This window comes from Arthrobacter sp. SAFR-044, from assembly GCF_059414985.1.
This window is the reverse complement of record NZ_JBPFDN010000015.1, coordinates 19,939-45,520: the sequence shown is the minus strand read 5'-3', so window position 1 is coordinate 45,520 and position 25,582 is coordinate 19,939. Positions and strand designations below refer to the sequence as shown.

The following is a 25,582-nucleotide window of genomic DNA, read 5'->3' as shown; positions in this document are numbered from 1 at the left end:
TTCTTTTCGGGAGTGTCCGCAGGCCAGGGGCGGAATGAATTGCTCCGACTAGGCGGCGGGGTGGACGGCGTGGCAACCTTGATCCGTGAGTAATGTAGAAAACCTGGTGGGCCAGTGGTTGCCGCTGCCCGACGTCGCCCGTTTGTTGGATGTTTCAATTACCAAGGTGCACAGCCTGATTGACGAGCGTTCCCTGGCGGCGTTGCGCGTGGGCGACCGGAAAATCCGTTCGGTACCCGCCGAGTTCATCCAGGACGGCCAGGTAGTGGACAGCCTTAAAGGAACCATCGTGGTGCTGGCGGACGCCGGCTACTCAGACGAGGACCTCATCGTCTGGCTGTTCACCGAAGACGAATCGTTGCGCGGCCGCCCCATTGACGCCCTGCGGGAAGGCCGCAAGACGGAAATCAGGCGCAGGGCCCAGACCCTGGCCTGGTAACGGACCGGCTCAGGAGGCTCGGCTGACCGTTACCTCGGCCAGCCTCCGAAGGGCGGTTTTGGGCAGCTCTTCCAATTCGAGTCCGTCCAGGGCGTCAAATGCCGCGGATCCGAATTCACTGATGAGGACCTCAGTAGCCTGCAGCGCTCCGGAATCCTCGATGATCCGCCGGATTTCCAGGATGTCAGCGTCCGAAAGATCCGGGCTGCCAAGGCTGGCATCAATGAAGGCCGATTCCTCCGGCGAAGCCTGGTCCAGGGCGAGGGCCACCAGAACCGTCCGCTTTCCTTCGCGCAGGTCATCGCCCGCCGGCTTGCCCGTGGTCAACGGATCCCCGAACACGCCCAGGACGTCGTCGCGGAGCTGGAAGGCTTCACCGAGCGGAAGGGCAAAAGCTGAATAGCCCCGAAGCAACTCATTCGAGGCTCCAGCCAGGGCTCCGCCCAGGGCCAAAGGGTGTTCCGTGGAGTATTTGGCGCTCTTGAACCGGATGATCGACTGTGCCCTGCCGACGGCACCTGCCCGGTCCCGGACCGGACCTGCTACTTCTTCCAGGATGTCCAGGTACTGGCCGGCCATCACCTCTGCCCGCATGAGGTTGAAGATCAACCGGGCCCGGCTTCCCGAGGCAGCCCGCTCGCCGATGTCCGTGAACGCCTCCTCGCTGAAGGACAGGCAAAGGTCGCCCGCAAGTATGGCAGCGGCCTGGCCAAACCGTTCGCTGTCCAGTGCCCAGCCCTGCGCGGTGTGCAGTTGGCTGAAGCGGCGGTGCACGCTGGGACCGCCCCGCCGGGTATCCGAACGGTCGATGATGTCATCGTGGATCAGGGCGGCCGCCTGGAACAGCTCGAGCGCAGCACCGGCCGTAACCACCTCGCCGGCCCCCGCCTCGCCGCCTGCACCCCGCCAGCCCCAGTAGCACATCAAGGCTCGGAGGCGCTTGCCGCCGGTGACCAGATTGGAGATCGACCCCATGATGGGCTCGATATCAGGGGAGATGCCGGACATGACGGCCTGCCGGGCCGTCAGGAAACCTGTGAGCTCACCAGCCACCCCTGCTACGAAGCCGGCCTGTTCATTCCTCAGCTGCTCGGCGGCCGTCACTTTGCAGACTCAGCTGCCACGTTGGCACCGATGGTGAAGGTGGAAACGCCGGCGGCTTCAACGACCGAGAGGTTAACAGTCTCGCTGTCCCCGCGGACGAAATCCTTGGATGCCACTCCGCCCACTTTGTCCCCGGGCACGGCCTTGAACCCCTGGCCCTCCAACGCCTTGCTGTAGAAGTCGATGACTGAGGCGGTGGGGGCGCTGACCGTACCGACGAGTGCGGCGGTCGAAGGGGAGGAGGCCTTGTCGAAGCTGCTGGAGACAACCGTTGCGCCGGTCATCAGCGGGAGGAGCTGCTGCGGAAAGCCCGCCACCATGGCACCCACGGTTGCGGAGGTATTGGGCGACGCCGAGGGGCTGGGTGAAGCCGTCAGGGCTGACTGGGTTGCGGCAATGGAAGCGGACTGGGACGGCTCAGCTTGTCCGGACGGTGCCTGGCTGCAGGCAGCCAGGACAAGCGCCCCAACAGCGGCAAGCGCGGCCAGGCCAGCTGGCTTGAAGTATCCAATAGCCGTCACGAAGACTTTCCTCCTGGTGTTGTTGGCGGAACCAGCCTCCAGTTTAGCCAGCCTGAAATGCTCTCCTGACAAACCCGGGCAGTCCCTACCAACCGATAGGATTGCAGCCGTGGGGCCCGCAGGTATGAACCAGGCATCCGCCGCGCGCCTTCCGGGCCGGCGGCGCACGTGCATCATGCACGTCGACATGGATGCGTTCTTTGTCTCGGTGGAACTGCGCACGCGGCCCGAACTTCGCGGCAAGCCCGTGATCGTCGGCTTCCCTGGGGAGCGTTCGGTGGTCCTCTCCGGTTCCTACGAGGCCCGGGCCTTCGGGGTCAAATCAGCGATGCCCATGGCCGTGGCAATGCGGATGTGTCCGCAGGCAGTGGTGATCGAACCGCGGCACAAGCTCTACTACGAGGTGTCGGGGCAGCTGATGGCCATCTTCGAATCCATCACCGGCCTCGTCGAGCCCCTCAGCGTTGACGAGGCCTTCCTGGATGTCACGGGAGCACTCCGGAGGTTGGGCCCGCCCAGGGGAATCGGTGAGATGATCCGCCGCCGGGTCGCAGCGGAACTTGGCATCACTGCGTCGGTGGGGATCGCGGAGACCAAGTTCGTTGCCAAGATCGCATCCACCCGGTGCAAGCCGGACGGGCTGCTGCTCATCGGGCCGGACCAGACCGTTCCTTACCTTCATAGCCTGCCCGTGGGCGCACTCTGGGGCGTTGGTGCCAAAACGAAAGAGGTGCTGGCAAAGATGGGCATCAAAACCGTGGCCGACGTTGCGGAAACTCCGGTGTCGTCCTTGAAGAAGGTCCTGGGCGCAACGGGAGAGCACGTTCACCAGCTTGCATGGGGCATCGATCCCCGTCCGGTGACGCCGGTGCGGTTGGAAAAGAGTATCGGGGCGGAAGAGACCTTTGCCACGGACACCGACGACGACGCCCTCCTTCGCCGGGAACTGCTGCGGCTTTCCCACCGCACGGCGGGCCGTCTGCGGAGCTCTGGAATGGTGGCCCGGACCGTCGCCCTGAAGTTGCGGTTCGCCGACTTTTCCACAATCACCCGCAGCAGGACCGTCCAGACCCCTGTGGACAGCGCCCAACTCATCTATGCGGTGGCAGTCCAGCTCCTGGAGTCCCTGGGGGCCAGGGCCATGACCGTACGGTTGGTAGGTGTCCGGGCCGAGCAGCTCGAGGAAGCGGCCCGGACCTCTCTCCAGCTGAGCATTGACCGCAGGGATGACAACTGGCGTGCCGCGGAGCAGGCGCTGGACGAGGTGGCCCGGAAATTCGGCAACAAGTCGGTCCTCCCGGCACGCCTCATGGAGCCGGAAAACCGGCCGGGCGACAGCACGCAACGGCCCGCCTGACAGGGGCCCCTGAAGTCATTGCCGTCTTTCAGATCAGCCCTCAACAATCTATCCTTAGAGGTACATAGTTTCGAGTGAATGGACTTACTGCCGGACCCTCTTGGACATGCTCCCGCTCCCGCGACCGCATGCTGGGTTCCTGCTTTGGCCAAAGCCGGCCGGGCGGGAACTTTCCAGCAACAGCAGGCGTTCTACGGAGTAGAAGTAGTGGCTGGGATCAGCCCGGACGTTGGCCTACAAAAGGAGGTCGTGATGCCGCTGTCGGAGCACGAACAGAAGCTGCTTGAGCAGCTTGAAAAGCAGCTTCACGAGGACGACCCGAAATTTGCGAACTCAATGGGTTCGGATCCGGGGCGTTCATGGTCAACCAGGCATGTGGTCATTGGGGTCCTGTGCGCGCTGGCCGGCGTCTTCCTGTTGCTGGTGGGCGTCAGTTTCCAGAACATCCTTGTAGGAGTGCTGGGCTTCGTCGTCATGGGCGGCGGGGTGTACTTCGCCACAATGCGCAGCTCCCGCGGCAAGGCCGGATCCAAGGCCGGCAGCGGCAAACCCGGAAAGCAGCGCAGTTCGTTTATGAGCAGCCTGGAAGAGCGTTGGGACGAGCGCCGCAGGGGAGAGCCCTAAGCAACTCCGGGAGGCCGGCCGCTTTCCGGCTCCCGCCTCCTCCATTTCGCTCCCCCTGGCAGCAGGGGAATGCGAAAAGATCCGCTCCGGCGGGTCTTTTCGCATTTAAAGGGCAATTTCGGGGAAATTCGCTCCATGCCGGCGGTTGATCGGAATTCCGACGCCCCAGCCGATGTGAAACTTCCTCCACTTCCCACCACCGGGCCCAATCCGCGGTAATTCAAGGCCTTTTTCCCATATTCCGGTCCTGCGCGGGGCGGTTTTGCGTTGACTGTGGTGGAAAGTGGAGTAATGTGGAGGACATAAGAGGGTGGTTGCAACATAGGGGATGTGCAGTTCCTGACGGCGGACAGGCGGTGGGCCAGTGTTTCTGGGCACTCACTCGCCGCGTCTGGATGAAAAGGGACGGATCATTCTCCCCGCTAAGTTCCGTGAGGAACTTGCCAGCGGGCTGGTGCTCACGAGGGGCCAGGAGCGTTGCATCTACGTCTTCAGCGAGAAGGAATTCGCACGGGTTCACGAGCAGATGCGGGAGGCTCCAATCTCCTCCAAGCAGGCACGTGACTACATCCGCGTATTTCTCTCTGGAGCCTCGGACGAGGTACCTGACAAGCAGGGGCGCGTGACTATTCCACCGGCGCTCCGGGAGTATGCAGGACTCGGTAGGGAACTTGCCGTTATCGGCGCCGGTACCCGCGCCGAGATCTGGGACGCCCAGGCTTGGAATGAATACCTTGCGGAGAAGGAGACGGCCTTTTCCGAAACTGACGATCCCATTCCGGGCATTCTCTGAATCCCGGAGCAGGGCGGCAGATGGTTTCTTGGATGAGATCTCCAGCCGGCCCATCGGCTGCCAACCTGGCTCACCTTCCCCGGAGCCAGGCGGGCGGAACGGTAGGCGCGGATGGGGATCTGATCCCAGAAGCAACAGGGGACAACGACGGCGGAAAGGACCAGGCATGACCGATCAACCCAAGCCCACGTCCGAACGCCATGTACCGGTCCTTCGCGACCGGTGCATCAATTTGTTGGCACCGGGATTCGAAGCGGCAAGGCTGCGCGGTGAGACCCCCGTTGCTGTCGACACCACCCTGGGCATGGGAGGGCACTCCGAGGCCATGCTCCAACGGTTTCCCGACCTCCACCTCATCGGGATCGACCGTGACGAGGAAGCACTGGCACTTGCAGGCGAACGCCTTGAGCCGTTCACCGCCCGCACTGACCTGGTCCACGCCGTGTACGACGAGATCCAGGACGTCCTGGCAGACCTCGGCATCGCCGAAGCGCACGGCATCCTCATGGACCTGGGCGTCTCCTCCCTGCAGCTTGACGAGCGTGAGCGCGGCTTCGCCTACTCTTTCGACGCTCCGCTGGACATGCGCATGGACACCAGCCGGGGCCAAACCGCTGCGGACGTCGTGAACACTTACAGCGAGGAAGACCTGGTCCGGATCATCCGGAAGTGGGGCGAGGAAAAGTTCGCCGGCCGGATTGCCAACCGGATCGTCGCAGCGCGCGCCGCCAAACCATTCGCCACCACCGGGGAGCTTGTGGAGCAGATCCGTTCCGTGGTCCCAGCCTCCGCTGCGAAGTCCGGCGGACATCCCGCCAAGCGGACCTTCCAGGCCTTGCGGATCGAGGTCAACGAAGAACTCGATGTCCTGGAACGGGCGGTTCCCGCCGCCGTCGATTCACTGGCCCTCGGCGGCCGCATCGTGGTCATGTCCTACCACTCGCTGGAGGACAAGATCGTCAAAGGCGTTTTCCAGTCCCGCTCCAAGTCTTCGGCGCCCCTGGGTTTCCCGGTGGAGCTGGAAGAACACAAGCCCGAACTCAAGACCCTGACCAAAGGCACCGAGGTGCCCACCGCCGTCGAAATCGCCGAAAACCCGCGTGCCGCCTCCGCCAGGCTCCGCGCGGCAGAACGAATCAGAGCCAGGAGAGCTGCATGAGCACCGCCGCCGTCAAGAACTTTCCCGTTGTTTCCGGCAGCTCGGCGCCCGATGCCAGGCCGGCAGGCAAACCGGGCGGGGCGCAAAAGGCCCGTACACCGCTCTCCGTGGTCCGGTCGGCCCCGCGGAAGCGGCGTGCACCTTTCGTTGTGCTGTGCTTTGCGATGCTCGCAGTAGCACTGGTTGCGGTGCTGGTCCTGAACATCTCGGTGTCCACCGCGCAGTACCAGCTGGTGGAGCTGCGTGCCAAGCAGAGCTCGCTGACCAAGGCCAACCAGGACCTTACCCAGCAAGTGCAGAACTATGAGGCCCCGCAAAACCTCGCGGCCAAGGCCACCGAGCTGGGCATGGTGGCATCCACGGTGAAAGGCCAGATTGACCTGTCCACCCTGTCTGTCACAGGAAAGGCGACCCCCGCAGTCAAGGGCGCGGCAACAGGAGCGGTGATCCCGTCGCCTGCCGTGGCCGGCCAGCTGATTGTGCCGCCGGCGTCCAAGGGCGCTGAGTCCAAGAATGCGGAGTCCAAGGCTGCAGATCCCAAGGCGCCCGCAGCTGACAAGGCCGCGGCGCCGGGCGCCGGGAACGCTGGAGCTCCCTCCGCAGATGCCGCCCAAGCCGCTGCAAACCAGGCTGCTGCAGCCGCGCAGGCCGCAGCAGCGGCGGCAAAGCCGGCCCCCGAACTTCACGGCGGCTCCGTACCGGCACCGCAGCAGAAGGTTCCCGGACAGTAGGCCGGCGGGCACGTCAGGCAACAGCGTCGAGCAGCAAGGAAATCCACGGTGGCGAAGACGACCGGCAAGGCAGGAAAAAGCAAGGTACCCAACGCCACGAAGCGCTTGCGGCTGGGGCTCGGCGTCATGCTTACCCTCCTGCTCGTGGTGGGCGGGAAGCTCTTCCTGGTCCAGGGGCTGGACGTCGGCGGCATGGCGGAAGCTGCACTGAACAGCAGGATGACGTCGGCCATCCTGCCGGCCGAGCGGGGCAGCATCCTGGACTCGCGCGGCACCGTCCTGGCCAACAGCGTGATCCGCTACAACATCGTGGTTGACCAGCGGGTCAACACCAAAACCGAGTCTTACAAGCGGCTGGAACAAACTGACGGCCACGAAAAGCTGGTGGACGTCAGCCGCGACCAGGCAATCTCCGAACTTGCCTCGGCCCTGGGCATGGACACCAACGCTGTCAGGGACGCCGTGACCGGCCAGCAGCCCTATTACATCGTGGCCAAGGATGTAAAACCCGATGTTGAGGACCGGATCTCCAAGCTCCAGGTTCCGGGCATCGTTGCCGAGGGCGTCAGCAAGCGCGTTTATCCGAATGGTGCCGTTGCAGGGGGAGTAGTGGGATTCCTCCAGGACGGTACCACCGGGCAGGCCGGCATTGAGCAGACGCAGGACGACAAGCTGAAGGGAACGGACGGCAAGCGCCTGTTCGAGATCGGCGCCGACGGGCTCCGCATCCCCGTTGGCCTTGACGAGTTGACCCCGCCCCGGAACGGCGAGGACGTCAAACTCACCCTCAACTCCGACCTGCAGTACTTTGCCCAGCAGGCCATCCAGAGCCAGGCGGACAAGCTGAGCGCCGAATGGGGCGTCATCATCGTGATGGATGCCAAAACCGGGAACCTGCTTGCCCTGGCGGACACCAACTCCCCGGACCCCAACAACCCCGGACTGGTGGCGGCCAAGGACCGCGGCGTCCGCTCCGTGACGGCAGCGTATGAGCCGGGCTCGGTGGAGAAGATGATGACGGCCGCAGCCGTGATCGATGAAGGCCTTGCCAAGCCACTGGACAGGTTCACCATTCCACCCACCTACACCGTGGATGGCCAGACGTTCAGCGACGCCTTCACGCACGGCACGGAGGAACGGACGCTGGCGGGAATCATCGGCTATTCCATGAACACCGGAACCGTGATGGCAGGCCAGCGGCTTAGCAAGGAACAGCGCTACGACTGGCTGAAGAAGTTCGGCATTGGCGAGGCGCCGGACATTGGACTTCCCGCGACGGCCTCCGGCATCCTTTCACCCCCGGACCAGTGGGACGGGCGCCAGCAGTACACCGTCCTCTTCGGCCAGGGCGTATCGCAGTCCACACTCCAGACCGTCCGGGCCTACCAGAGCATCGCCAACAACGGCGTCATGCTGCAGCCACGGCTGATCGACTCCTACATTTCCGCCGATGGGACTGAGGAGAAAGTACCGGCCCAGCCATCCCGGCAGATTGTGTCGGACAGTACCGCCCAGCAGGTCCAGGACATCCTGGAAAGCGCCGTCACCGAGGGCGAAATCAAGGATGCCGGCATCGACGGCTACCGGGTGGGTGCCAAGACCGGTACCTCCGAATCGCCCTGCGACGACGGCAAGTCCGGTTACTGCGGCTACACCGCCTCCATCGTGGGAATGGCGCCGATGGATGATCCGCGGTTTATTGTGGAGGTGGTGCTCCAGCGGCCGAAGGGCAGCATTTACGGCATCACGAACGGACCGGTGTTCCGGTCCGTCATGAGCCAGACGCTGCGGACCTACAACGTCCAGCCTTCAACCGGCGAACCGGCCAGGATGCCCCAGTACGCCAAATAGCAGCTGTTCCACGCCGGCAGTACCAGCAGCATCCAGCGCATCACAGTGCCCGGGGCCGAACCATGCCGGGCACGCACTAGCACCATCGGAGATTCCCTTGTCAGAGTTCACCACGCCCGGCGCCGACGCTGTCCGGGATGAAAGTGCAGGCCGCTTCCGGCCCGCAGCCGTTGCGCCCGTCCCGCTGGCCGCCGTCGGGCAGGCCCTTGGCGTCGCCGTGCCCGCTCCGGCTGCTGACGTGGAGATCACAGGCATATCCCTCAACTCGCGCACTGTGGAGCCGGGCGACCTTTACGTGGCGTTGCCGGGCGCCAGCAGGCACGGCGCTGACTTCGTGACGGACGCCATCGGCGCCGGCGCCGCCGCCGTTCTGACGGACGACGCCGGCGCGCGCCTGATTGCCCTGGCCGCGGACACGCCCGTCCCCGTGCTCGTCGTCGAAAACCCCCGCAACGATGTGGGCCCCCTCTCTGCCATGATCTACCGGAGCCAGCCTGCAGACGGACGCCCGCTGCCGCTCTTCGGTGTCACCGGCACCAACGGGAAGACCACCACCACCTACTTCATCACCTCGCTGCTGCGCGCTTTGGGACGGCAGACAGGGCTGATCGGGACCATCGAGATCCTCGCCGGAGGGGAGTCCATTCCCAGCCTCCTCACCACGCCGGAATCACCTGAGGTCCATGGCCTCATTGCCCTCATGCGCGAACGCGGGCTCGACGCCGCAGCCATGGAGGTGTCCTCGCATGCCATCTCGTACCAGCGGGTGGACGGACTTCTCTTCGACGTGGCGGGATTCACCAACCTCACGCAGGACCACCTGGACCTGCACAACACCATGGCAGAGTACTTCGCCACCAAGGCAGAGCTTTTCACTCCAGCCCGTGCCCGGCAGGCAGTTGTAACGGTCGACGACGAGTGGGGCCGGCGGCTGGCCGGCACCGCCCAGGTGCCGGTCACCACCCTCAGCACCACGGGCAAGGACCCGGCGGACTGGACAGTCACCGCTGCCTCACCGCGCGGCCTGGGAACCGAATTCACCTTGACTGGCCCGGACGGCGCCGTCCTGGACGTGCACACCGGGCTGCCTGGCAGTTTCAACGTGGCCAACGCCGCCCTGGCGGTGCTCATGGTGCTGGCGTCCGGCGTCGGCCTGGCCGACCTTCAGGCAGCCCTGGACCAGGCCGATCCCTTCACCGTCGCCGTGCCCGGACGCATGCAGCTGATCTCCGAACGGCCCGCGGCCGTGGTGGACTTCGCCCACAACACCGATGCCCTGGCGCGGGCCTTGGAAGCGGTCCGGTCGCCGGAACCGGACTCGCGCCTCATCGTCGTTTTCGGCGCCACGGGACAGCGGGACCAGGGCAAACGCCCGGCAATGGGCGCCATCGCCGCCCGGCTCGCCGACACCGTGATCATCACCGACGACGACCCGCACGACGAGGACGCAGCAGCCATCCGCGCCGATGTCCTGGCCGGGGCACGCGACGCCGTTGAACAGGAGTCCTTGGGTGCCGAGCTGCTGGAGGTCTTCCCGCGCGCGGAGGCCATCCAGCATGCCGCAGCGGTGGCGCGCCCCCAGGACACCATCCTCGTCGCGGGCCGCGGCCACGAGGTATGGCAGGAAGTGAAGGGCGTGAACCTCGCCCTGGACGACAGGGTGGAGCTGCGCACCGCCTTGACAGCCAGGGGATTCAACGTTCTCCATGACGACCGGATAGAGTCCTAGACCGAGATGATTGCATTTACTGCGGCGGAAATCGCCGAAATCACCAGCGGGCGCCTGGACGCCGATCCCGGAATCACGCCCCTCTCGGTGGTGACGGATTCACGCGAAGCCATCCAGGGTTCGCTTTACGTCGCAAAGCCGGGCGAGCACGCCGACGGCCATGATTTCATTGACGCGGCCTTCGCTGCCGGTGCGGTCCTGGCACTCGTTGAGCGCCCCGCGGCAGGCCCCGACGGCGCCGCCTACCCTTCCATCGTGGTTCCCGACGCCGTGCTGGCGATGGGAGCCCTCGCAGCCGAAGCCGTCCGCCGCATCCGCGCCGCCCGTGCAGAAACCGGCAGCCAGCTGACAGTGGTTGGCATCACCGGTTCCGCCGGCAAAACCACCACCAAGGACCTGCTGGCCGGAATCCTGGCCACGCAGGGCAACACCGTGGCGCCCCAGGGCTCCTACAACGGCGAGGTGGGTGTCCCGCTCACGGTTTTCCGGGCGGACACCGAAACCCGCTACCTGGTCATTGAGATGGGGGCCACCGGCATCGGGCACATCCGCTACCTCGCGGAGATGGTCAAGCCGGACATCGGAGTGGTCCTGGCAGTAGGCACCGCACACGCCGGCGAGTTCGGCGGAGTCGGAAACATCGCGCTGGCCAAGGGCGAAATGGTTGAAGGCCTGACAGCCCGGGGAACCGCCATCATCAACCTCGACGACGAGCGCGTCGCCGCCATGCGCAGCCGTACCCAGGCCACGGTCCTCGGCTTCTCCGCGGAAGGCCGCCAGGACGCCCAGGTGCAGGCGCTGAACGCCGATACCAACGCCGAGGGCAGCCCCGAATTCGACCTCCAGCTGCCCGACGGCGCCGCTCCCCGCCACGTCAGCAGCAGGCTCATCGGAGCCCACCACGTGGGGAACCTGCTGGCAGCCGCCGCGGCGGCCTGGGCCGCAGGCGTGCCCGGAGACCACATCGCTGAGTCGTTGAGCAAACAGGCTGCCGCAAGCCGCTGGCGCATGGAACGCACCGAACGGCCCGACGGCGTCACCATCATCAACGATGCCTACAACGCCAACCCGGAATCGATGCGCGCCGCCCTTCGCACCCTGGCCGACCTTGGCCGGGGACGGCGCACCTGGGCGGTGCTGGGCGCCATGCTGGAACTCGGCGAGGACTCCATCCGCGAGCACACTGCCGTTGGCACCCAGGTTGTCCGCCTCAACATCGCACGGCTGCTGGTGGTGGGCCGGGAAGCGCGGGCACTCTATGTATCGGCCGTGCAGGAGGGATCCTGGGGCGACGAATGCCTCTTCGCCGAGACCCTCGATGAGGCCTACGACGTCCTGGACGCAGAACTCGAGCCGGGCGACCTGGTGCTGTTCAAGTCCTCCAACAGCGTAGGACTGCGCCATTTGGGCGATCGGATAGCATTACCCCCAGCCCCGACCCCTGCCGACGAAAGGAGCACTCTGCTGTGATTGCTCTGTTGATCGGCGCAGGCCTGGCCCTGCTCTTTGCCCTGGTGGGGACCCCGCTTTTCATCCGCCTGCTGGTGCACCGCGGCTACGGCCAGTTCATCCGAGACGACGGCCCCACATCCCACCACACCAAGCGCGGGACGCCCACCATGGGCGGCACCGTGGTGGTGGCCGCAGTACTTCTGAGTTACGGGCTCACCCACCTCATCATGCTGCTGATGAATCCGGACTCGCCCGGGCCCTCGGCCTCGGCCCTCATCCTGCTGTTCCTCATGGTGGGCATGGGCCTGGTGGGCTTCCTGGACGATTTCATCAAGATCTCCCGGCAGCGCAGCCTGGGCCTGAACGCCAAGGCCAAGCTCATCCTCCAGGCAGCGGTCGGCATCATCTTCGCCGTCCTGGCTTTGAATTTCCCAAACAGCGCCGGGCTGACGCCGGCGTCAACCAAGATTTCCCTGGTCCGCGACCTGCCCTGGCTTGACCTCGCCTTCGGCGGCACCGTCCTTGGCGCGGTCCTGTTCGTCATCTGGTCCAACCTCATCGTTACCGCCGCCACCAACGGCGTGAACCTTACCGACGGACTGGACGGCCTTGCGGCCGGAGCCTCCATCATGGTCTTCGGCGCCTACACCCTCATGGGCATCTGGCAGAGCAACCAGGCCTGCGGTTCCCCGCGGGAGGCCGGAAGCGGCTGCTACTCCGTCAGGGACCCGTTGGACCTGGCACTCCTGGCCGCCATCCTCAGCGCCGCCCTGGTGGGCTTCCTCTGGTGGAACACCTCCCCGGCGAAGATCTTCATGGGCGACACCGGATCGCTGGCCATCGGTGGAGCCGTGGCTGGATTCGCCATCCTGTCCCGCACTGAACTGCTGCTGGGCATCGTGGGCGGGCTTTTCGTGCTCATCACGCTGTCCGTCATCATCCAGGTGGGCTACTTCAAGGCAACCGGCGGGAAACGTGTGTTCAAGATGGCGCCGCTGCAGCACCACTTTGAATTGAAGGGCTGGGCCGAGGTTACCGTCGTTGTCCGGTTCTGGATCCTTGGCGGACTCTTCGTCGCCGTTGGCCTGGGCATCTTCTACGCTGAATGGGTTGTACTGCTGTGACCGTTTCCCCCCGCCTGGCAAACCTTGTTTCCTGGGACTCCGACTGGGCCGGCCTGCGCGTCGTCGTGACGGGCATCGGAGTCTCCGGCTTCGCGGCCGCGGACACCCTGATCGAGCTCGGCGCCCGCGTGGTGGTGGTGGACGCCGCCACCAGCGACCCCGCGCGTGCACACGCCGATACCCTGAAAATCGTCGGCGCCGCCGACGTGCTGCTGGGCCCTGACGCGGTAACCCACCTCCCGCGGATCGACGGCGAACTGCCGGAACTGATTGTGACCTCGCCGGGCTGGCGTCCCGACCAGGCACTGCTGGCGGCTGCGGCACGGAAGCACATTCCGGTGTGGGGCGACGTCGAACTGGCCTGGCGCGTACGGGTCAGGGAAGGCCGGAAGACGGCGGACTGGCTGGCCATCACAGGTACCAACGGCAAGACCACCACGGTGGGACTCACGGAATCGATGCTGCGGGCCGCCGGACTCAAGGCCATCGCTGTGGGCAACGTGGGCACCCCCATCCTTGATGCCCTTCGCGATCCCGTGGAGTACGACGTCTTCGCGGTGGAGCTTTCCAGCTTCCAGCTGCACTGGGCGGAATCGGTGTCGCCTGTTGCCAGCGTTTGCCTCAACGTAGCCGAGGACCATGTCGACTGGCACGGCTCCTATGATTCCTACCTGGCGGACAAGGCCAAGGTTTACGAACGCACGCAGAAAGCCTGCATCTACAACGCTGAGCAGGTGGAAACCGAGCGCATGGTGGAGAACGCCGACGTGGTCGAAGGCTGCCGCGCCGTCGCCTTCACCACGCTGACGCCGGCCATCAGCATGCTCGGAGTGGTGGAGGGGCTGCTGGTGGACCGGGCGTTCATCGAAGAACGCAGGGACAGCGCAGCCGAGCTTGCCTCGATGGCCGACCTTGGACCGCTGGCCCCGCGCCACATGGTTGCCAATGCCCTTGCCGCTGCCGGTTTGGTGCGGGCCTACGGGGTGGAGGCCAAGGCGGTGCGCCAGGGCATCCTCGATTACGTGCCCGGCGACCACCGCATCCAACCCGTGGCCCGTCTGGACGGGGTCCTGTGGGTCAATGACTCCAAAGCCACCAATCCCCATGCCGCGTCGGCGTCCCTGTCGGCCTTCAGCAAGGTGGTCTGGATTGCCGGCGGCCTCTCGAAGGGCGTGAGCTATGACGACCTGGTGCGTGATCACGCAGCGCGGCTCAAGGCCGTGGTCCTGATCGGAACGGACACCTCGCAGCTCCGGGAAGCCCTCCAGCGACACGCCCCGGATGTCCCGGTGATCGAACCGGGGGCAGGTGACACTGAAGGAGTGGAGACTGCTTCGGCGCCCGGCGGCACCACTGCCGGTACCCCCGGCAACGGAGAACAGGTGATGTCCTGGGCCGTTGCGTCGGCAGCCCGGCTCGCCGAATCCGGCGATACCGTGCTCATGGCTCCGGCAGCTGCTTCCATGGATCAGTTCTCTTCCTACGCTCACCGTGGTGGTACTTTCATCGATGCTGTCCGCGAGCTGGTGGAAGGGCAGGCCCAGACCGGCGAGGAGTAACAATGGTCAGCACGCCCACCCGGCAGCAGGGTGTTAAGCCCAAGGGTGCCAAACCGCGCCCCGGCTCCACCGCCATCCGGCAGCCTGCTGAAGCCGGTGCCAAACTGCGCACCATCTACCGCGGGTTCTGGTCGGCGCTGGAGGGCACGGGCAAGTCCCGGAACGGCTCCACCTACTACCTCATCCTGGGCGCGACCCTGGCCTTGACGGCCATTGGGATCATGATGGTCCTCTCGGCCTCCAGCGTCGAATCGATCGCCGCCGGAAAGTCCCCCTACGGTGATGCCCTGAAGCAGGGCGTCTTTGCCGCGATCGGCATCTTCACCATGTTCGTGCTCTCACGCGTCAACGTGGTCTGGCTGAAGCGGCTCGCGTGGCCCGCCGTCGGAGTTGCCGTGCTCCTCCTGGGCCTGGTCCAGGTGGTAGGCGACGAGATCAACGGCAACCGGAACTGGATCGACCTGGGCGGCATCACCTTCCAGCCGTCCGAGGCGGCCAAGCTGGCCCTGGCCCTGTGGCTGGCCACCGTGCTGGCCAGGAAGGGCAAGCTGCTGAGCCGGTGGCAGCACGTGCTGGTGCCCGCCGTTCCGATGGCGGCCATCGTCATCGTGCTGATCCTGGTGGGCAACGACCTGGGCACGGCCATGATCATCATGATGATCATGGCGGCGGCCCTGTTCTTCGCCGGCGTTCCCCTCTACCTCTTCGGCATCGCAGGCATCATCGCCGCTGCCGGCACCGCGGTCATGGCCGTCACCAGCTCCAACCGCATGTGCCGCATCACCTCCTGGTGGACCGGGCAGTCCTGTGCCGACGGCATCGACGCCAACTACCAGGCCACCAACGGCATGTACGGCCTCGCCTCCGGAGGCTGGCTGGGCGTGGGCCTGGGGCAGAGCCGCCAGAAGTACAGCTGGATCCCCGAAGCCCACAACGACTTCATCTTCGCCATCATCGGCGAGGAACTCGGCCTGGTGGGAACCGTCGTCGTCCTGGTCCTCTTCGCCATCCTGGGCGCTGCCATTTACCGCGTGGTGGTGGCACAGGAGGACATGTTCCACCGGGTCCTTGCCGGCACCATCATGGTCTGGCTGCTGGGCCAGGCCACGGTGAACATGTCCGTGGTCACCGGCCTCATGCCTGTCATCGGTGTTCCGTTGCCATTCATTTCCTACGGCGGTTCGGCCCTGCTGATGTCACTCTGCGCAGTGGGCGTGGTCCTGTCCCTGGCCCGGGAGCAGATGGCTCCCGCCATGCGCCCCAAGCGGATGCTGAAGTTCAAGGGCCGGCCAGGGCGGGACAAGAACCAACCAAAGAATTCCAGAAAGCGTGCCTAACCCCAGATGACTCCGACACAACCTTCCATCGTCCTGGCCGGTGGCGGAACAGCCGGCCATATCAGTCCGTTGCTCGCCATCGCCGCGGCCCTTCGCAGCGAGGCCCCGGAGGCTTCAATCCTGGCGGTAGGAACGCCGTCGGGAATGGAGACCCGGCTGGTTCCCGCTGCCGGCGTCCAGCTGGCCACGATCGACCGGGTGCCTTTTCCCCGCAAACCCTCCGGTGACCTGCTGCGCCTGCCGGCCCGGCTGGCCGGCGCAGTCCGGCAGGCCGGCGCCATCCTGGACCGTGCCCAGGCCGACGTGCTGGTGGGCGTAGGCGGCTACGTCTGCACCCCCATGTACCTTGCGGCGCGGAAGCGCGGCATACCCCTGGTGATCCATGAGGCCAACGCCCGGCCGGGACTGGCCAACCGGGTAGGTGCCTTCCTGAAAGGCCGGGTTGCCGTGGCCTTCGAGGAAACTCCGCTTCCCAACGCCGTGCACGTGGGCATGCCGATGCGCAAGGAGATTTCCGGCCTGGACCGGAAGAGTGCGCGCACCGCCGCCCGCGAGGCCCTTGGACTGGATCCCCACCGGCCCACCCTGATCGTCACCGGCGGGTCCTCCGGCGCGCAGAGCATCAACCGGACAATCGCAGCCTCCGTTGCCCTCCTTGCGGACGCCGGTATCCAGACACTCCACGTCACCGGCCGGGGAAAGACCGTCCTGGACGAGGCCGGCCAACCCCTGGCCGCGAAGGGCTACCGGCAGGTGGAGTACATCGACGGCATGGAACTTGCCTACGCTGCGGCCGACCTGTTGCTGGCCCGGTCGGGGGCTGCCACCGTGTGCGAAGTTGCCGCCGTCGGCGTCCCGGCGGTCCTGGTGCCCCTTCCCATTGGGAACGGGGAGCAGGCACTGAACGCGGCGGGCCTGGTTGCCGCAGGCGGCGCGGTGCTGGTGGACGACCGCGACTTCACCCCGGAATGGGTTGAGCGCGAGCTGGTTCCTCTGGTCACCGATAAGGCCCGGCTTGCCGCCATGGAAGCCAAGTCCTACCGGCTCGGCATCCGAAACGCCGACCAGCGCATGGCTGGTCTTGTCCTGGAAGCGGTATCTGCATGAACCCCCACAACACCCCCCGCTTGGAATCCCTTGGCAAGGTGCACTTCATCGGCATTGGGGGAGTAGGAATGTCCGCCGTGGCCCGCATCATGGTGGCGCGCGGTGTCCCGGTCAGCGGCTCCGACGCCAAGGACCTGCCCGTCATGGCGGACCTTGCCGCGGCCGGCGCGCGGATCTGCGTTGGTTACGCCGCCGGGAACCTCGGTGACGCGCAGACCGTGGTGGCGGGTTCGGCGATCCGCGGGGACAATCCCGAACTGGCGGCAGCGCAGCGTGCGGGCCTGCCGGTGCTGCACCGGTCCCAGGCGCTGGCAGCCACCATGGGCGATGACACCGTCGTCACCGTCGCCGGCACGCATGGCAAGTCGACCACCACGTCCATGGTCACCGTGCTGCTGCGGGCGGCCGGGCTGGATCCTTCTTTTGCGGTGGGCGCCAACATCCCCGCCCTCGGCGTCAACGCAGCCAACGGCACGTCCGGCATCTTCGTCGCCGAAGCGGATGAATCCGACGGGTCCTTCCTGAACTACAGGCCCCGCATCGCGGTCGTCACCAACGTGGAGCCAGACCACCTTGACTACTACGGCACCGCCGAGGCCGTGTACGAGTCCTTTGACCGCTTCACGGCGCTGCTGCCGGCCGACGGCCTCCTGGTGGCCTGCGCGGACGACGCCGGAGCGTTGGCCCTCGCAGAGCGGACCAGGACCAGGGGCAACACCCGGGTGGTCCTGTACGGCACCAATGAGGCGGCGGACGTCCGGCTTTACGACGACGGCCCCGGCAATGTCGCGGTGTCGGCGCATGGTGCCCGGTACGCGCTGTCGCTGCAGGTACCGGGACGCCACAACGCCCTGAACGCCGCTGCCGCCTTTGCCGTGGCCCTTGAACTCGGCGTGGACCCGGTGGCCGCGGCCGCGGGCCTGGCCCATTTCGCCGGCGCATCGCGCCGCTTCGAACTCAAGGGATCGGTGCGCGGCGTCCGGGTCTTCGACGACTACGCCCACCACCCCACGGAAGTCCGTGCGGCGCTCACGGCAGCCCGTTCGGTAGCCGGCGGCCACAAGGTGCACGTCCTGTTCCAGCCGCACCTGTTCTCCCGCACCCGTGAGTTCGCAGCCCAGTTCGCCGACGCCCTCAACCTTGCCGATACCGCCCTGGTCCTCGATATCTACCCTGCCAGGGAGGATCCCATCCCGGGCGTCACCAGCCAGCTCATCGCCGACCACCTCAATGAAGGCGGCCGGCTGGCAAGTGCAGCTGACGCCGTCGAAACCCTGGCCAAAGCCGCGGCCGACGGGGACGTAGTCCTCACGGTCGGCGCGGGTGACGTCACGGCCTACGGGCCCCGGATCGTGGAGGCGCTGCATGCCTAGCTCCCGCCGTCCCACCTACGCCCCGCCCAAGCGGAATGCCAGCCCCGCCGCGGCGCCCGCGAGCAGCGCCAAGACAGAGCCGCGACCATCTGGTACGGCGGACAGCCCCGCCGGCGGTGACGTGATCACAGCATCCCGCAGCGTCCCGGACCAGGCGGTGCACAAGCCGGCGAAGGCCGGGAAACCTTCCGGGGCGACGGTACTGGCGTTCCCCGAGCCCAAAGGACGGCGCCGCAGGAAGAAAGTCCTGATCGCTGCCGGAACGGTGCTTGCGCTGGTGGTGGGGCTGCTGGCAGCCGCCATCTATTCGCCGGTCCTCGCCCTGCAGACCATTTCCGTGACGGGCACGCGTTTCGTCACACCTGCCCAAGTGCAGACAGCACTGGAACCCCTTCGCGGCAAGCCGCTGCCCCAGATCGCCGACGACGACGTCCGGGGGCTCCTGGGCTCCCTGGTCCAGATCAAATCCGTATCCGTCGAGGCGCGGCCGCCGTCGACCCTTGCCGTTGCCGTGCATGAGCGGGTGCCGGTTGCACTGGTCAAGCAGGGGGAGCAGTACCAGCTGGTGGACGTCGACGGCGTCCAGCTGGCCACCACCGACGATCCTGCGACGGCATCGCTGCCGGTCATCGACGGCGGTGCCGGCGCCATCGGCCAGGACCTGTTCCGCGCCACGGCCGCAGTGCTGGGTGCCCTGCCTGCCGACGTCCTGGCCAAGCTTTCCAATGCCTCCGCGCAGTCCGTGGACGCCGTGGAACTCAAGCTGGTTGACGGCCAGACCATCGTGTGGGGCAACGCCTCCGAGAAGGAACTTAAGGCCAAGGTCCTGGCCGCTCTCCTCAAGGCTCCGGCGGATCCCAAGAACCCCGTCAGGGTCTACGATGTCAGTGTGCCCCGGCACCCCGTGACGCGCTGAGCGCTTTCTTTCCCGGTATTAATCCGACACGCGGACCCGGTTATTGAATGTCGGAACCAGAGGAAATACCGTCACAGACAAGAGTTACTTGACATAACTATAACCTTCAACTGGAGGGTTAGGGTTGAAGGTTTCAAGCTCTCCATCAGTTTTCGCAATAAGACACGAACAAGGGACACGTAACGTGGCAGCTCCGCAGAATTACTTGGCCGTCATCAAAGTCGTCGGCATCGGCGGCGGTGGCGTGAACGCAGTCAACCGCATGATCGAGGTCGGCCTCAGGGGTGTTGAGTTCATCGCCATCAACACCGACGCCCAGGCCCTGCTCATGAGCGACGCCGACGTGAAGCTCGACGTAGGACGCGAGCTGACCCGTGGCCTGGGTGCCGGCGCCAACCCCGAGGTGGGCAAGCAGGCCGCCGAGGACCACGCGGACGAGATCGAGGAAGTCCTCCGCGGCGCCGACATGGTCTTCGTCACCGCCGGTGAAGGCGGCGGCACGGGCACCGGCGGCGCGCCCGTCGTCGCCCGGATCGCACGTTCGCTTGGTGCCCTGACCATTGGCGTGGTCACCCGCCCCTTCACCTTCGAGGGCCGCCGGCGTGCCGGTTCGGCCGAGGCAGGCATCGATGCCCTGCGCGACGAGGTGGACACCCTGATCGTGATCCCCAACGACCGCCTGCTCTCCATCAGCGACCGCAACGTGTCCGTCCTTGACGCGTTCCGCTCGGCGGACCAGGTCCTGCTGTCCGGCGTCCAGGGCATCACCGACCTCATCACCACCCCGGGCCTGATCAACCTTGACTTCGCGGATGTTAAGTCCGTCATGCAGGGAGCCGGCTCCGCCCTTATGGGCATCGGTTCGGCCCGCGGCGAAGACCGCGCCGTGAAGGCGGCCGAACTGGCCATCGCCTCGCCGCTGCTGGAAGCATCCATCGACGGCGCGCACGGCGTGCTGCTGTCCATCCAGGGCGGTTCGGACCTGGGCCTGTTCGAGATCAACGAGGCCGCCCGGCTGGTCCAGGAAGTGGCCCACCCCGAGGCGAACATTATTTTCGGTGCCGTCATCGACGACGCCCTGGGGGACGAAGCACGCGTCACCGTGATCGCCGCCGGCTTCGACGACGTCAAGGCCACCTCGCCCTCCATGGACCAGTCCCAGCCGCAGGCCGCACCCCAGCGGCCAGCCGCCCCTGCTGTTGCTCCCGCCTCGGCCCACCCCCAGGGCGGAAACCACCAGGGCAACGGTAACCACCAGCAGAACGTCCAGCCGATCCACGCCGGTGTCGGCGCAGCAGGACTCAGCAACTGGGGGCAGCAGCGTCCGCAGGCCGTTCCGGCCGACTCCGGCTTCGACGTCGACCTGCCGTCCGTGGTGGAGCCGGACCTGACCGGCACCCACCCGGACGACCTGGATGTCCCCGACTTCCTGAAGTAGGCAGCGGCTTGTTCCATTGGCGCGCCGACATCCTGCCCGGGGTGTCGGCCGCATTTACCGATGCGGGTGCGGGAAACCTTGCCCTGCATGTGGGGGACCATCCCGCCGCGGTCCAGGAGCGCCGGTCGCGCCTGGAACAGTCCATCGCCGCGGTGCCCGGCTCGCTGCGCTTCATGAACCAGGTCCACGGCAACACCGTGGCCGTCATGGACAGCGGCTCACCTGCCCCTGAAGCTGATGCCATGGTCTCCCGTGGCCTTCCCTTGGCTGTCATGGTGGCGGACTGCATTCCGGTGCTGCTGGCGGGGGAGTCCGGGAACGGACCCGTCCTTGCCGCCGCGCATGCCGGCCGCCCCGGTATCGCAAACGGTGTCCTCCCGGCTGCCGTGGACAGCATGAAGTCCCTTGGCGCATCCCGGATCCGGGCCTGGCTGGGCCCCTCAATCTGCGGGTCCTGCTACGAAGTCCCTGCCGCCCTGCGCGATGAGGTGTCGGCGCTGGTTCCAGCAACGTGGAGCACCACTACGTGGGGGACGCCGGCGCTGGACCTTCCGGCCGGCGCCCGGGCACAGTTGGAGGCTCTCGGGGTGCCGGTGGAGTATGCGGGTCCCTGCACGCTTGAGACGGACACGCTCTATTCGTACCGCCGGAACCGGAACACGGGCCGCTTCGCCGGACTGGTCTGGTGCCATGACTGATCGGCCAGCCAAGAACCAGGGGAATGATTCCCGCAGCGCAGAGCTTGCCGAAAGGCTCGCCGCGGTGCGGAAGCGGATCGCCGCGGCATCCGAAAGTGCGGGGCGCAGTGACCGCCCGCCGTCGTTGATCGTGGTCACCAAGTTCCACCCGGCAGAGGACGTCCGGCGGCTGGCGGCCCTCGGGGTCACCGACGTCGGCGAGAACCGGGACCAGGAGGCCGCGGCCAAGGCGCTGGAGCTGGCAGACCTTGCCCTGACCTGGCACTTCGTTGGCCAGCTGCAGACCAAGAAGGCCAAATCCGTTGCGCGGTACGCCGCCGCGGTCCATTCGGTGGACCGCCCGCAGCTTGTCGATGCCCTGGCAAAGGCAGTGCGGAACGAGATGGACGCCGGCGGCCGCGCCCGGATGGACTGCTTCATCCAGGTCAGCCTCGAGGAGGACGGACGCAGTGACGACGGCGGCACGCACCGCGGCGGGGCAACCCCCGCCGACGTGCCCCTCCTGGCAGAACGGATCGCCGGGGCTGACAGCCTGAACCTGGCCGGCGTCATGGCAGTTGCACCGCTGGGAGCGCCGCCGGAACCGGCGTTCGAAAAGCTTGCGGAAATTTCGGCCCGGCTCGTGACGCAGCATCCGGGTGCGGCAGCGATCTCGGCAGGCATGAGCCAGGACCTGGAGGCTGCCGTCAGGTTCGGAGCGACACACCTGCGAATCGGTTCCGATATTCTCGGTTCCCGTCCTGCCGTGGGGTAGCGTCGGTCCTATTGGAAGTGATGGGCGGGGGACTCCAGTGCTGTCAAATCATTGGGCGGCCCGCTTACGGGACACGATTAGGAGTCGACCATGGCCGGCGCTCTGCGCAAGACAATGATCTATCTTGGGCTCGCCGACGGCGATGAGCATTACGAGTCCGAGCAACAGACCACACGTAAGGATGAGGACGAACCCATGGAAGTTGACCGCGAGGAACGCCGTGCTCCGGCACCGGTCCGCGAAGTCAGCCGCGAGGCGTCCTATGCCCCTGAAGAGGAATACCGCGCCCCTGTGACCCCCATTAAGCGCGCGGCATCGAGCCGCGAAGAGAACACCGGCCTGCGCCAGATCACCACCATCCATCCCCGCTCGTACAACGATGCCAAGCTCATCGGTGAGAGCTTCCGGGACGGCATTCCGGTGATCATGAACGTGACGGACATGGGTGAGGCCGATGCAAAGCGCCTGGTGGACTTCTCGGCAGGCCTTGTCTTCGGCCTGCGGGGGAGCATTGAACGGGTCACCAACAAGGTGTTCCTGCTTTCACCGTCCTACGTCGAAGTGATCGGTGACGACAAGAAAGCCAGCGACACACAGGCCAGCTTCTTCAATCAAAGCTAAGCGCCACAGGCTGTACGGAGATGCCAGACAGGGACACCTGTCTGGCATCTGTGCTGAAATAGACGTGACAACAGCAGGACGACAGCGGCCGCCGCAACGGACGGGCCGCACGAATATGGAGATATGAAATAAGTCATGGGAATTGTTTTCGGACTTCTCTATCTCGCCCTGCTGCTGTTCTTCGTGGGCCTCATCATTCGCCTGGTGTTCGACTGGGTGCAGATGTTTGCGAGGGAATGGCGGCCGCGGGGCGCCGCCCTGGTGGTGGCACACGCCGTCTACTCCATCACGGATCCGCCACTCAAGGGTCTGCGGCGGCTGATTCCGCCCCTTCGCCTGGGCGGAGTCTCCCTGGACCTGGGCTTCCTGATCCTGTTCATCGGCGTCAGTATCGCGATGAGCGTCACCAGGGGCCTGGCCTGACTTTCACACCAGACCCCGCAATGCAGTGTGATCCTTCCCGGAACAGCTACTGTAAAGCGAAGAAACCTCCCGTTTGACACCGCAGTGTTGAATTAGAGTAAGCAGACCAAATTTAGGTACCTTAGTTTTGACGGCCGGAAGGCCTACTGACTAACCAGACCAGTGAGGTGACCAGATGGCTTTGACGCCAGAAGACGTTGTCAACAAGCGCTTTCAGCCCACCAAGTTCCGTGAGGGCTATGACCAGGACGAGGTTGACGACTTCCTGGACGAAATCGTCGTTGAACTCCGCCGCCTGAACCAGGAAAACGACGAGCTCCGCAAGAAGCTCGCCGAAGCAGGTTCCAGCGTTCCGGCAAGCTCCGCCGCCGCCCCCGTGGTGGAGAAGGTCCCCGCGCCGGTCAAGGCCGACAAGGACGAGGCCCGCGAGAAGGCGGAAGCCGAAGCGAAGGCTGCCGAAGCCAGCAAGAAGAAGGACGTCCAGCCGGCCGCCCCTGCCGCTGCCGCGCCCGCTGCGCCGGCTCCCGCCGCCACTGCCTCCGCCGAGTCTGCTGCAGGCCTGCTGGCCATGGCACAGCAGATGCACGACCGCCACGTCGCCGACGGCCAGGCCCAGAAGGACAAGATCATCGCCGAAGCGCAGATCGAAGCCAGCAGCCTCGTCAACGACGCCCAGGAAAAGTCCCGCAAGATCCTCGGTGCCCTGGAGCAGCAGCGCTCCGTTCTGGAACGCAAGGTGGAGCAGCTCCGCGGCTTCGAACGCGATTACCGTTCACGCCTGAAGGCCTACATCGAAGGCCAGCTGCGCGACCTGGATGCCCGCGGCTCCGTCGCGACCCCGGAAGTCAGCGAAGCCAACTAAGTCTGGCAGCACGTATTCTGAAAGCCGGTGGCTGAGGATTCCTCGGCCACCGGCTTTTGGCATTGACACCCAAATTTCCCGAATTGAAAGCACCATGACTGACGATCTTGCCGCCGACGCGGCACGCCCTGTCCCACCCTCGCCGCGCCCCCGCCGGGCCGTGCTGCTGTCCCTGTTCGCGGGGTTCGCGGTCTTCGCCTATGTCCTGGACCAGCTGACCAAGCTCTGGGTCACCTCCACCATGGTGGAGGGGGAGCGGATCCCCGTGCTGCCACCCCTGCTGCACTGGTATTTCATCCGGAATTCGGGCGCGGCATTCTCCATCGGCGAGAACGTCACCTGGGTGTTTTCCATCATTATGGCCGGTGTGGCCGTCGCCATCCTTTTCCAGGTCCGCCGGCTCGGCTCGGCCTGGTGGTCCCTTGCCTTGGGCCTTCTGCTTGGCGGGGCGCTGGGCAACCTCACCGACCGGCTCTTCCGCGAGCCGTCCTTCGGCATGGGACACGTGGTGGACTTCATCCAGCTTCCCAACTTCGCCATCTTCAACATTGCCGACTCCGCCGTGGTATCCGCCGTCGCCATCATCTGCATCCTGACCATCCGGGGGATCGCCCTGGACGGAACACGGCTGGGGAGCGCACACAAGGGCAACCCGGGCCATGACTGACCGCATCGTCGTCGCCGAGGAGTACGCGGGGGCGCGGGCGGACGCCGGCCTGGCCGGCCTCCTGGGCGTCTCCCGGTCCGTCGCCGCGTCCCTTCTCGCGGACGGGCACGTGCTGAACCGGGGCAAGGCGCTGGGCAAATCGGCAAAACTCGTGGCCGGGGACACCCTCGAGGTCACCGTCCCGGAACGGCGGGACCCGCTTGAAGTCGTGGAGGAACCTGTGGAAGGCCTGAATATCCTGCTCGACGACGACGATTTCGTCGTCGTCGACAAACCCGTTGGCGTGGCCGCCCATCCCTCGCCCGGCTGGGTGGGGCCCACCGTGGTGGGCGGGCTTGCCGCCGCCGGGTACCGCATCTCCACCTCGGGTGCCCCGGAGCGGGCAGGCATCGTGCACCGGCTCGACGTCGGCACTTCCGGGGTGATGGTGGTTGCCAAGTCAGAGCGCGCCTACACCGCACTCAAGCGAGCCTTCAAGGAGCGCACCGTTGACAAGGTCTATCACGCGGTGGTGCAGGGCCTTCCCGATCCCTTGACGGGAACCATCGACGCCCCCATCGGCCGCCACCCCGGGCATGACTGGCGTTTCGCCGTCATTGAGGACGGGCGGCCCTCCGTTACCCATTACGAAGTCCTGGAGGCGTTCGGCAAGGCCAGCCTGGTTGAAGTCCACCTCGAAACCGGCCGCACCCACCAGATCCGGGTCCACTTCTCCGCGCTCCGCCACCCCTGCGCCGGCGACCTGACCTACGGCGCCGATCCGCGCCTGGCCGCCAACCTGGGGCTCACGCGGCAGTGGCTGCACGCCCGCCAACTGGCCTTTGACCACCCCGTGACGGGGGAGCGCGTTACGGTCACCAGCGAGTACCCGCAGGACCTTTCCTACGCCCTGGAAGTGCTGGAGTCGGGCCAGGCCTGACACGGCCGGCCTGGCAGGACAGTC

At 66.0% G+C, this 25,582-nt stretch carries 25 protein-coding genes; 23 read left to right on the top strand and 2 right to left on the bottom strand.

Features of this window, described 5'->3' with window-relative positions; all coding sequences use genetic code 11:
* Positions 1 to 85 precede the first annotated feature (85 nt).
* Positions 86 to 439 carry an Rv2175c family DNA-binding protein gene (locus tag ACR65J_RS18675; protein ID WP_324644755.1) on the top strand — a complete coding sequence of 118 codons (354 nt, stop codon included), beginning with the start codon at positions 86 to 88 and terminating at the stop codon, positions 437 to 439.
* A 9-nt stretch (positions 440 to 448) separates the two neighbouring features.
* Here ACR65J_RS18675 and ACR65J_RS18670 read toward each other — a convergent pair whose 3' ends face one another.
* Both ACR65J_RS18670 and ACR65J_RS18665 read right to left on the bottom strand, forming a co-directional pair.
* Positions 449 to 1,543, bottom strand: a complete 1,095-nt coding sequence (locus tag ACR65J_RS18670; RefSeq protein ID WP_440171868.1) for a polyprenyl synthetase family protein — start codon at positions 1,541 to 1,543, stop codon at positions 449 to 451.
* Positions 1,540 to 2,064: a hypothetical protein gene (locus ACR65J_RS18665; RefSeq protein WP_440171866.1), complete on the bottom strand. Its 525-nt coding sequence runs from the start codon at positions 2,062 to 2,064 to the stop codon at positions 1,540 to 1,542. Before ACR65J_RS18665 ends, ACR65J_RS18670 begins: the two co-directional genes overlap by 4 nt.
* Before the next feature lie 124 nt (positions 2,065 to 2,188).
* Between ACR65J_RS18665 and dinB the strand changes: the two genes are divergently transcribed.
* The 22 genes from dinB (at position 2,189) to ACR65J_RS18555 (ending at position 25,558) form a co-directional block, all read left to right on the top strand.
* Positions 2,189 to 3,421 carry a DNA polymerase IV gene (dinB, locus tag ACR65J_RS18660; protein ID WP_440171951.1) on the top strand — a complete coding sequence of 411 codons (1,233 nt, stop codon included), beginning with the start codon at positions 2,189 to 2,191 and terminating at the stop codon, positions 3,419 to 3,421.
* 252 nt (positions 3,422 to 3,673) lie between these two features.
* Positions 3,674 to 4,045, top strand: coding sequence for an SCO2097 family morphological protein (locus tag ACR65J_RS18655; protein ID WP_440171864.1), 372 nt, complete (start codon positions 3,674 to 3,676; stop codon positions 4,043 to 4,045).
* Between the two features lie 364 nt (positions 4,046 to 4,409).
* The gene (mraZ, locus tag ACR65J_RS18650) at positions 4,410 to 4,838 is read left to right on the top strand and encodes a division/cell wall cluster transcriptional repressor MraZ (protein WP_018763545.1); all 429 of its coding nucleotides are present in this window, start codon (positions 4,410 to 4,412) and stop codon (positions 4,836 to 4,838) included.
* A 166-nt stretch (positions 4,839 to 5,004) separates the two neighbouring features.
* The gene (rsmH, locus tag ACR65J_RS18645; RefSeq protein WP_440171862.1) at positions 5,005 to 5,997 is read left to right on the top strand and encodes a 16S rRNA (cytosine(1402)-N(4))-methyltransferase RsmH; all 993 of its coding nucleotides are present in this window, start codon (positions 5,005 to 5,007) and stop codon (positions 5,995 to 5,997) included.
* On the top strand, positions 5,994 to 6,728 hold the full coding sequence (gene ftsL / locus ACR65J_RS18640) for a cell division protein FtsL (RefSeq protein WP_440171860.1): 735 nt from the start codon (positions 5,994 to 5,996) through the stop codon (positions 6,726 to 6,728). Before rsmH ends, ftsL begins: the two co-directional genes overlap by 4 nt.
* Positions 6,729 to 6,776: 48 nt before the next feature.
* Entirely contained in the window at positions 6,777 to 8,579 is a 1,803-nt protein-coding gene (locus ACR65J_RS18635) for a peptidoglycan D,D-transpeptidase FtsI family protein (RefSeq protein ID WP_440171858.1), read from the top strand.
* Between the two features lie 97 nt (positions 8,580 to 8,676).
* On the top strand, positions 8,677 to 10,308 hold the full coding sequence (locus ACR65J_RS18630) for a UDP-N-acetylmuramoyl-L-alanyl-D-glutamate--2,6-diaminopimelate ligase (RefSeq protein WP_440171856.1): 1,632 nt from the start codon (positions 8,677 to 8,679) through the stop codon (positions 10,306 to 10,308).
* Positions 10,309 to 10,314: 6 nt separating this feature from the next.
* Positions 10,315 to 11,778, top strand: coding sequence for a UDP-N-acetylmuramoyl-tripeptide--D-alanyl-D-alanine ligase (locus tag ACR65J_RS18625; RefSeq protein WP_440171854.1), 1,464 nt, complete (start codon positions 10,315 to 10,317; stop codon positions 11,776 to 11,778).
* A complete protein-coding gene (mraY, locus tag ACR65J_RS18620) occupies positions 11,775 to 12,884 on the top strand; it encodes a phospho-N-acetylmuramoyl-pentapeptide-transferase (RefSeq protein WP_440171852.1) in 1,110 nt (369 codons plus the stop codon). The genes ACR65J_RS18625 and mraY overlap by 4 nt, the downstream gene beginning before the upstream one ends.
* The gene (murD, locus tag ACR65J_RS18615; protein ID WP_440171850.1) at positions 12,866 to 14,443 is read left to right on the top strand and encodes a UDP-N-acetylmuramoyl-L-alanine--D-glutamate ligase; all 1,578 of its coding nucleotides are present in this window, start codon (positions 12,866 to 12,868) and stop codon (positions 14,441 to 14,443) included. The genes mraY and murD overlap by 19 nt, the downstream gene beginning before the upstream one ends.
* Before the next feature lie 2 nt (positions 14,444 to 14,445).
* Positions 14,446 to 15,780, top strand: coding sequence for a putative lipid II flippase FtsW (gene ftsW, locus ACR65J_RS18610; RefSeq protein ID WP_440171848.1), 1,335 nt, complete (start codon positions 14,446 to 14,448; stop codon positions 15,778 to 15,780).
* A gap of 6 nt (positions 15,781 to 15,786) precedes the next feature.
* The gene (gene murG, locus ACR65J_RS18605) at positions 15,787 to 16,887 is read left to right on the top strand and encodes an undecaprenyldiphospho-muramoylpentapeptide beta-N-acetylglucosaminyltransferase (protein WP_440171846.1); all 1,101 of its coding nucleotides are present in this window, start codon (positions 15,787 to 15,789) and stop codon (positions 16,885 to 16,887) included.
* Complete coding sequence (gene murC / locus ACR65J_RS18600) at positions 16,884 to 18,260, top strand: UDP-N-acetylmuramate--L-alanine ligase (RefSeq protein ID WP_440171845.1); 1,377 nt, start codon at positions 16,884 to 16,886, stop codon at positions 18,258 to 18,260. The genes murG and murC overlap by 4 nt, the downstream gene beginning before the upstream one ends.
* Positions 18,253 to 19,176, top strand: a complete 924-nt coding sequence (locus tag ACR65J_RS18595) for a cell division protein FtsQ/DivIB (protein WP_440171843.1) — start codon at positions 18,253 to 18,255, stop codon at positions 19,174 to 19,176. The genes murC and ACR65J_RS18595 overlap by 8 nt, the downstream gene beginning before the upstream one ends.
* 184 nt (positions 19,177 to 19,360) lie before the next feature.
* Positions 19,361 to 20,614 carry a cell division protein FtsZ gene (ftsZ, locus tag ACR65J_RS18590; RefSeq protein ID WP_440171841.1) on the top strand — a complete coding sequence of 418 codons (1,254 nt, stop codon included), beginning with the start codon at positions 19,361 to 19,363 and terminating at the stop codon, positions 20,612 to 20,614.
* 8 nt (positions 20,615 to 20,622) lie between these two features.
* The gene (locus ACR65J_RS18585) at positions 20,623 to 21,312 is read left to right on the top strand and encodes a purine nucleoside phosphorylase YfiH/LACC1 family protein (protein ID WP_440171839.1); all 690 of its coding nucleotides are present in this window, start codon (positions 20,623 to 20,625) and stop codon (positions 21,310 to 21,312) included.
* Positions 21,305 to 22,066, top strand: a complete 762-nt coding sequence (locus ACR65J_RS18580) for a YggS family pyridoxal phosphate-dependent enzyme (RefSeq protein ID WP_440171837.1) — start codon at positions 21,305 to 21,307, stop codon at positions 22,064 to 22,066. Before ACR65J_RS18585 ends, ACR65J_RS18580 begins: the two co-directional genes overlap by 8 nt.
* Before the next feature lie 90 nt (positions 22,067 to 22,156).
* Positions 22,157 to 22,687 (top strand): cell division protein SepF, encoded by a 531-nt coding sequence (locus ACR65J_RS18575; protein WP_142121297.1) that lies wholly within the window; start codon positions 22,157 to 22,159, stop codon positions 22,685 to 22,687.
* Positions 22,688 to 22,822: 135 nt separating this feature from the next.
* Complete coding sequence (locus ACR65J_RS18570) at positions 22,823 to 23,110, top strand: YggT family protein (protein ID WP_440171835.1); 288 nt, start codon at positions 22,823 to 22,825, stop codon at positions 23,108 to 23,110.
* Between the two features lie 175 nt (positions 23,111 to 23,285).
* On the top strand, positions 23,286 to 23,972 hold the full coding sequence (locus ACR65J_RS18565) for a DivIVA domain-containing protein (RefSeq protein ID WP_440171833.1): 687 nt from the start codon (positions 23,286 to 23,288) through the stop codon (positions 23,970 to 23,972).
* Positions 23,973 to 24,066: 94 nt separating this feature from the next.
* Positions 24,067 to 24,639: a signal peptidase II gene (gene lspA, locus ACR65J_RS18560; protein ID WP_440171831.1), complete on the top strand. Its 573-nt coding sequence runs from the start codon at positions 24,067 to 24,069 to the stop codon at positions 24,637 to 24,639.
* A complete protein-coding gene (locus ACR65J_RS18555) occupies positions 24,632 to 25,558 on the top strand; it encodes an RluA family pseudouridine synthase (RefSeq protein WP_440171829.1) in 927 nt (308 codons plus the stop codon). The genes lspA and ACR65J_RS18555 overlap by 8 nt, the downstream gene beginning before the upstream one ends.
* Positions 25,559 to 25,582: the final 24 nt, after the last annotated feature.

Excerpts from the sequence above, each read along its gene's own strand:
- dinB (WP_440171951.1), top strand. The coding sequence starts at position 2,189 with ATGAACCAGGCATCCGCCGCGCGCCTTCCGGGCCGGCGGCGCACGTGC.
- ACR65J_RS18655 (WP_440171864.1), top strand. The coding sequence starts at position 3,674 with ATGCCGCTGTCGGAGCACGAACAGAAGCTGCTTGAGCAGCTTGAAAAG.
- rsmH (WP_440171862.1), top strand. The coding sequence starts at position 5,005 with ATGACCGATCAACCCAAGCCCACGTCCGAACGCCATGTACCGGTCCTT.
- ftsL (WP_440171860.1), top strand. The coding sequence starts at position 5,994 with ATGAGCACCGCCGCCGTCAAGAACTTTCCCGTTGTTTCCGGCAGCTCG.
- ACR65J_RS18625 (WP_440171854.1), top strand. The coding sequence starts at position 10,315 with ATGATTGCATTTACTGCGGCGGAAATCGCCGAAATCACCAGCGGGCGC.
- murD (WP_440171850.1), top strand. The coding sequence starts at position 12,866 with ATGGGTTGTACTGCTGTGACCGTTTCCCCCCGCCTGGCAAACCTTGTT.
- ftsW (WP_440171848.1), top strand. The coding sequence starts at position 14,446 with ATGGTCAGCACGCCCACCCGGCAGCAGGGTGTTAAGCCCAAGGGTGCC.
- murG (WP_440171846.1), top strand. The coding sequence starts at position 15,787 with ATGACTCCGACACAACCTTCCATCGTCCTGGCCGGTGGCGGAACAGCC.
- murC (WP_440171845.1), top strand. The coding sequence starts at position 16,884 with ATGAACCCCCACAACACCCCCCGCTTGGAATCCCTTGGCAAGGTGCAC.
- ACR65J_RS18595 (WP_440171843.1), top strand. The coding sequence starts at position 18,253 with ATGCCTAGCTCCCGCCGTCCCACCTACGCCCCGCCCAAGCGGAATGCC.
- ACR65J_RS18580 (WP_440171837.1), top strand. The coding sequence starts at position 21,305 with ATGACTGATCGGCCAGCCAAGAACCAGGGGAATGATTCCCGCAGCGCA.
- ACR65J_RS18575 (WP_142121297.1), top strand. The coding sequence starts at position 22,157 with ATGGCCGGCGCTCTGCGCAAGACAATGATCTATCTTGGGCTCGCCGAC.
- ACR65J_RS18570 (WP_440171835.1), top strand. The coding sequence starts at position 22,823 with ATGGGAATTGTTTTCGGACTTCTCTATCTCGCCCTGCTGCTGTTCTTC.
- ACR65J_RS18565 (WP_440171833.1), top strand. The coding sequence starts at position 23,286 with ATGGCTTTGACGCCAGAAGACGTTGTCAACAAGCGCTTTCAGCCCACC.
- lspA (WP_440171831.1), top strand. The coding sequence starts at position 24,067 with ATGACTGACGATCTTGCCGCCGACGCGGCACGCCCTGTCCCACCCTCG.
- ACR65J_RS18555 (WP_440171829.1), top strand. The coding sequence starts at position 24,632 with ATGACTGACCGCATCGTCGTCGCCGAGGAGTACGCGGGGGCGCGGGCG.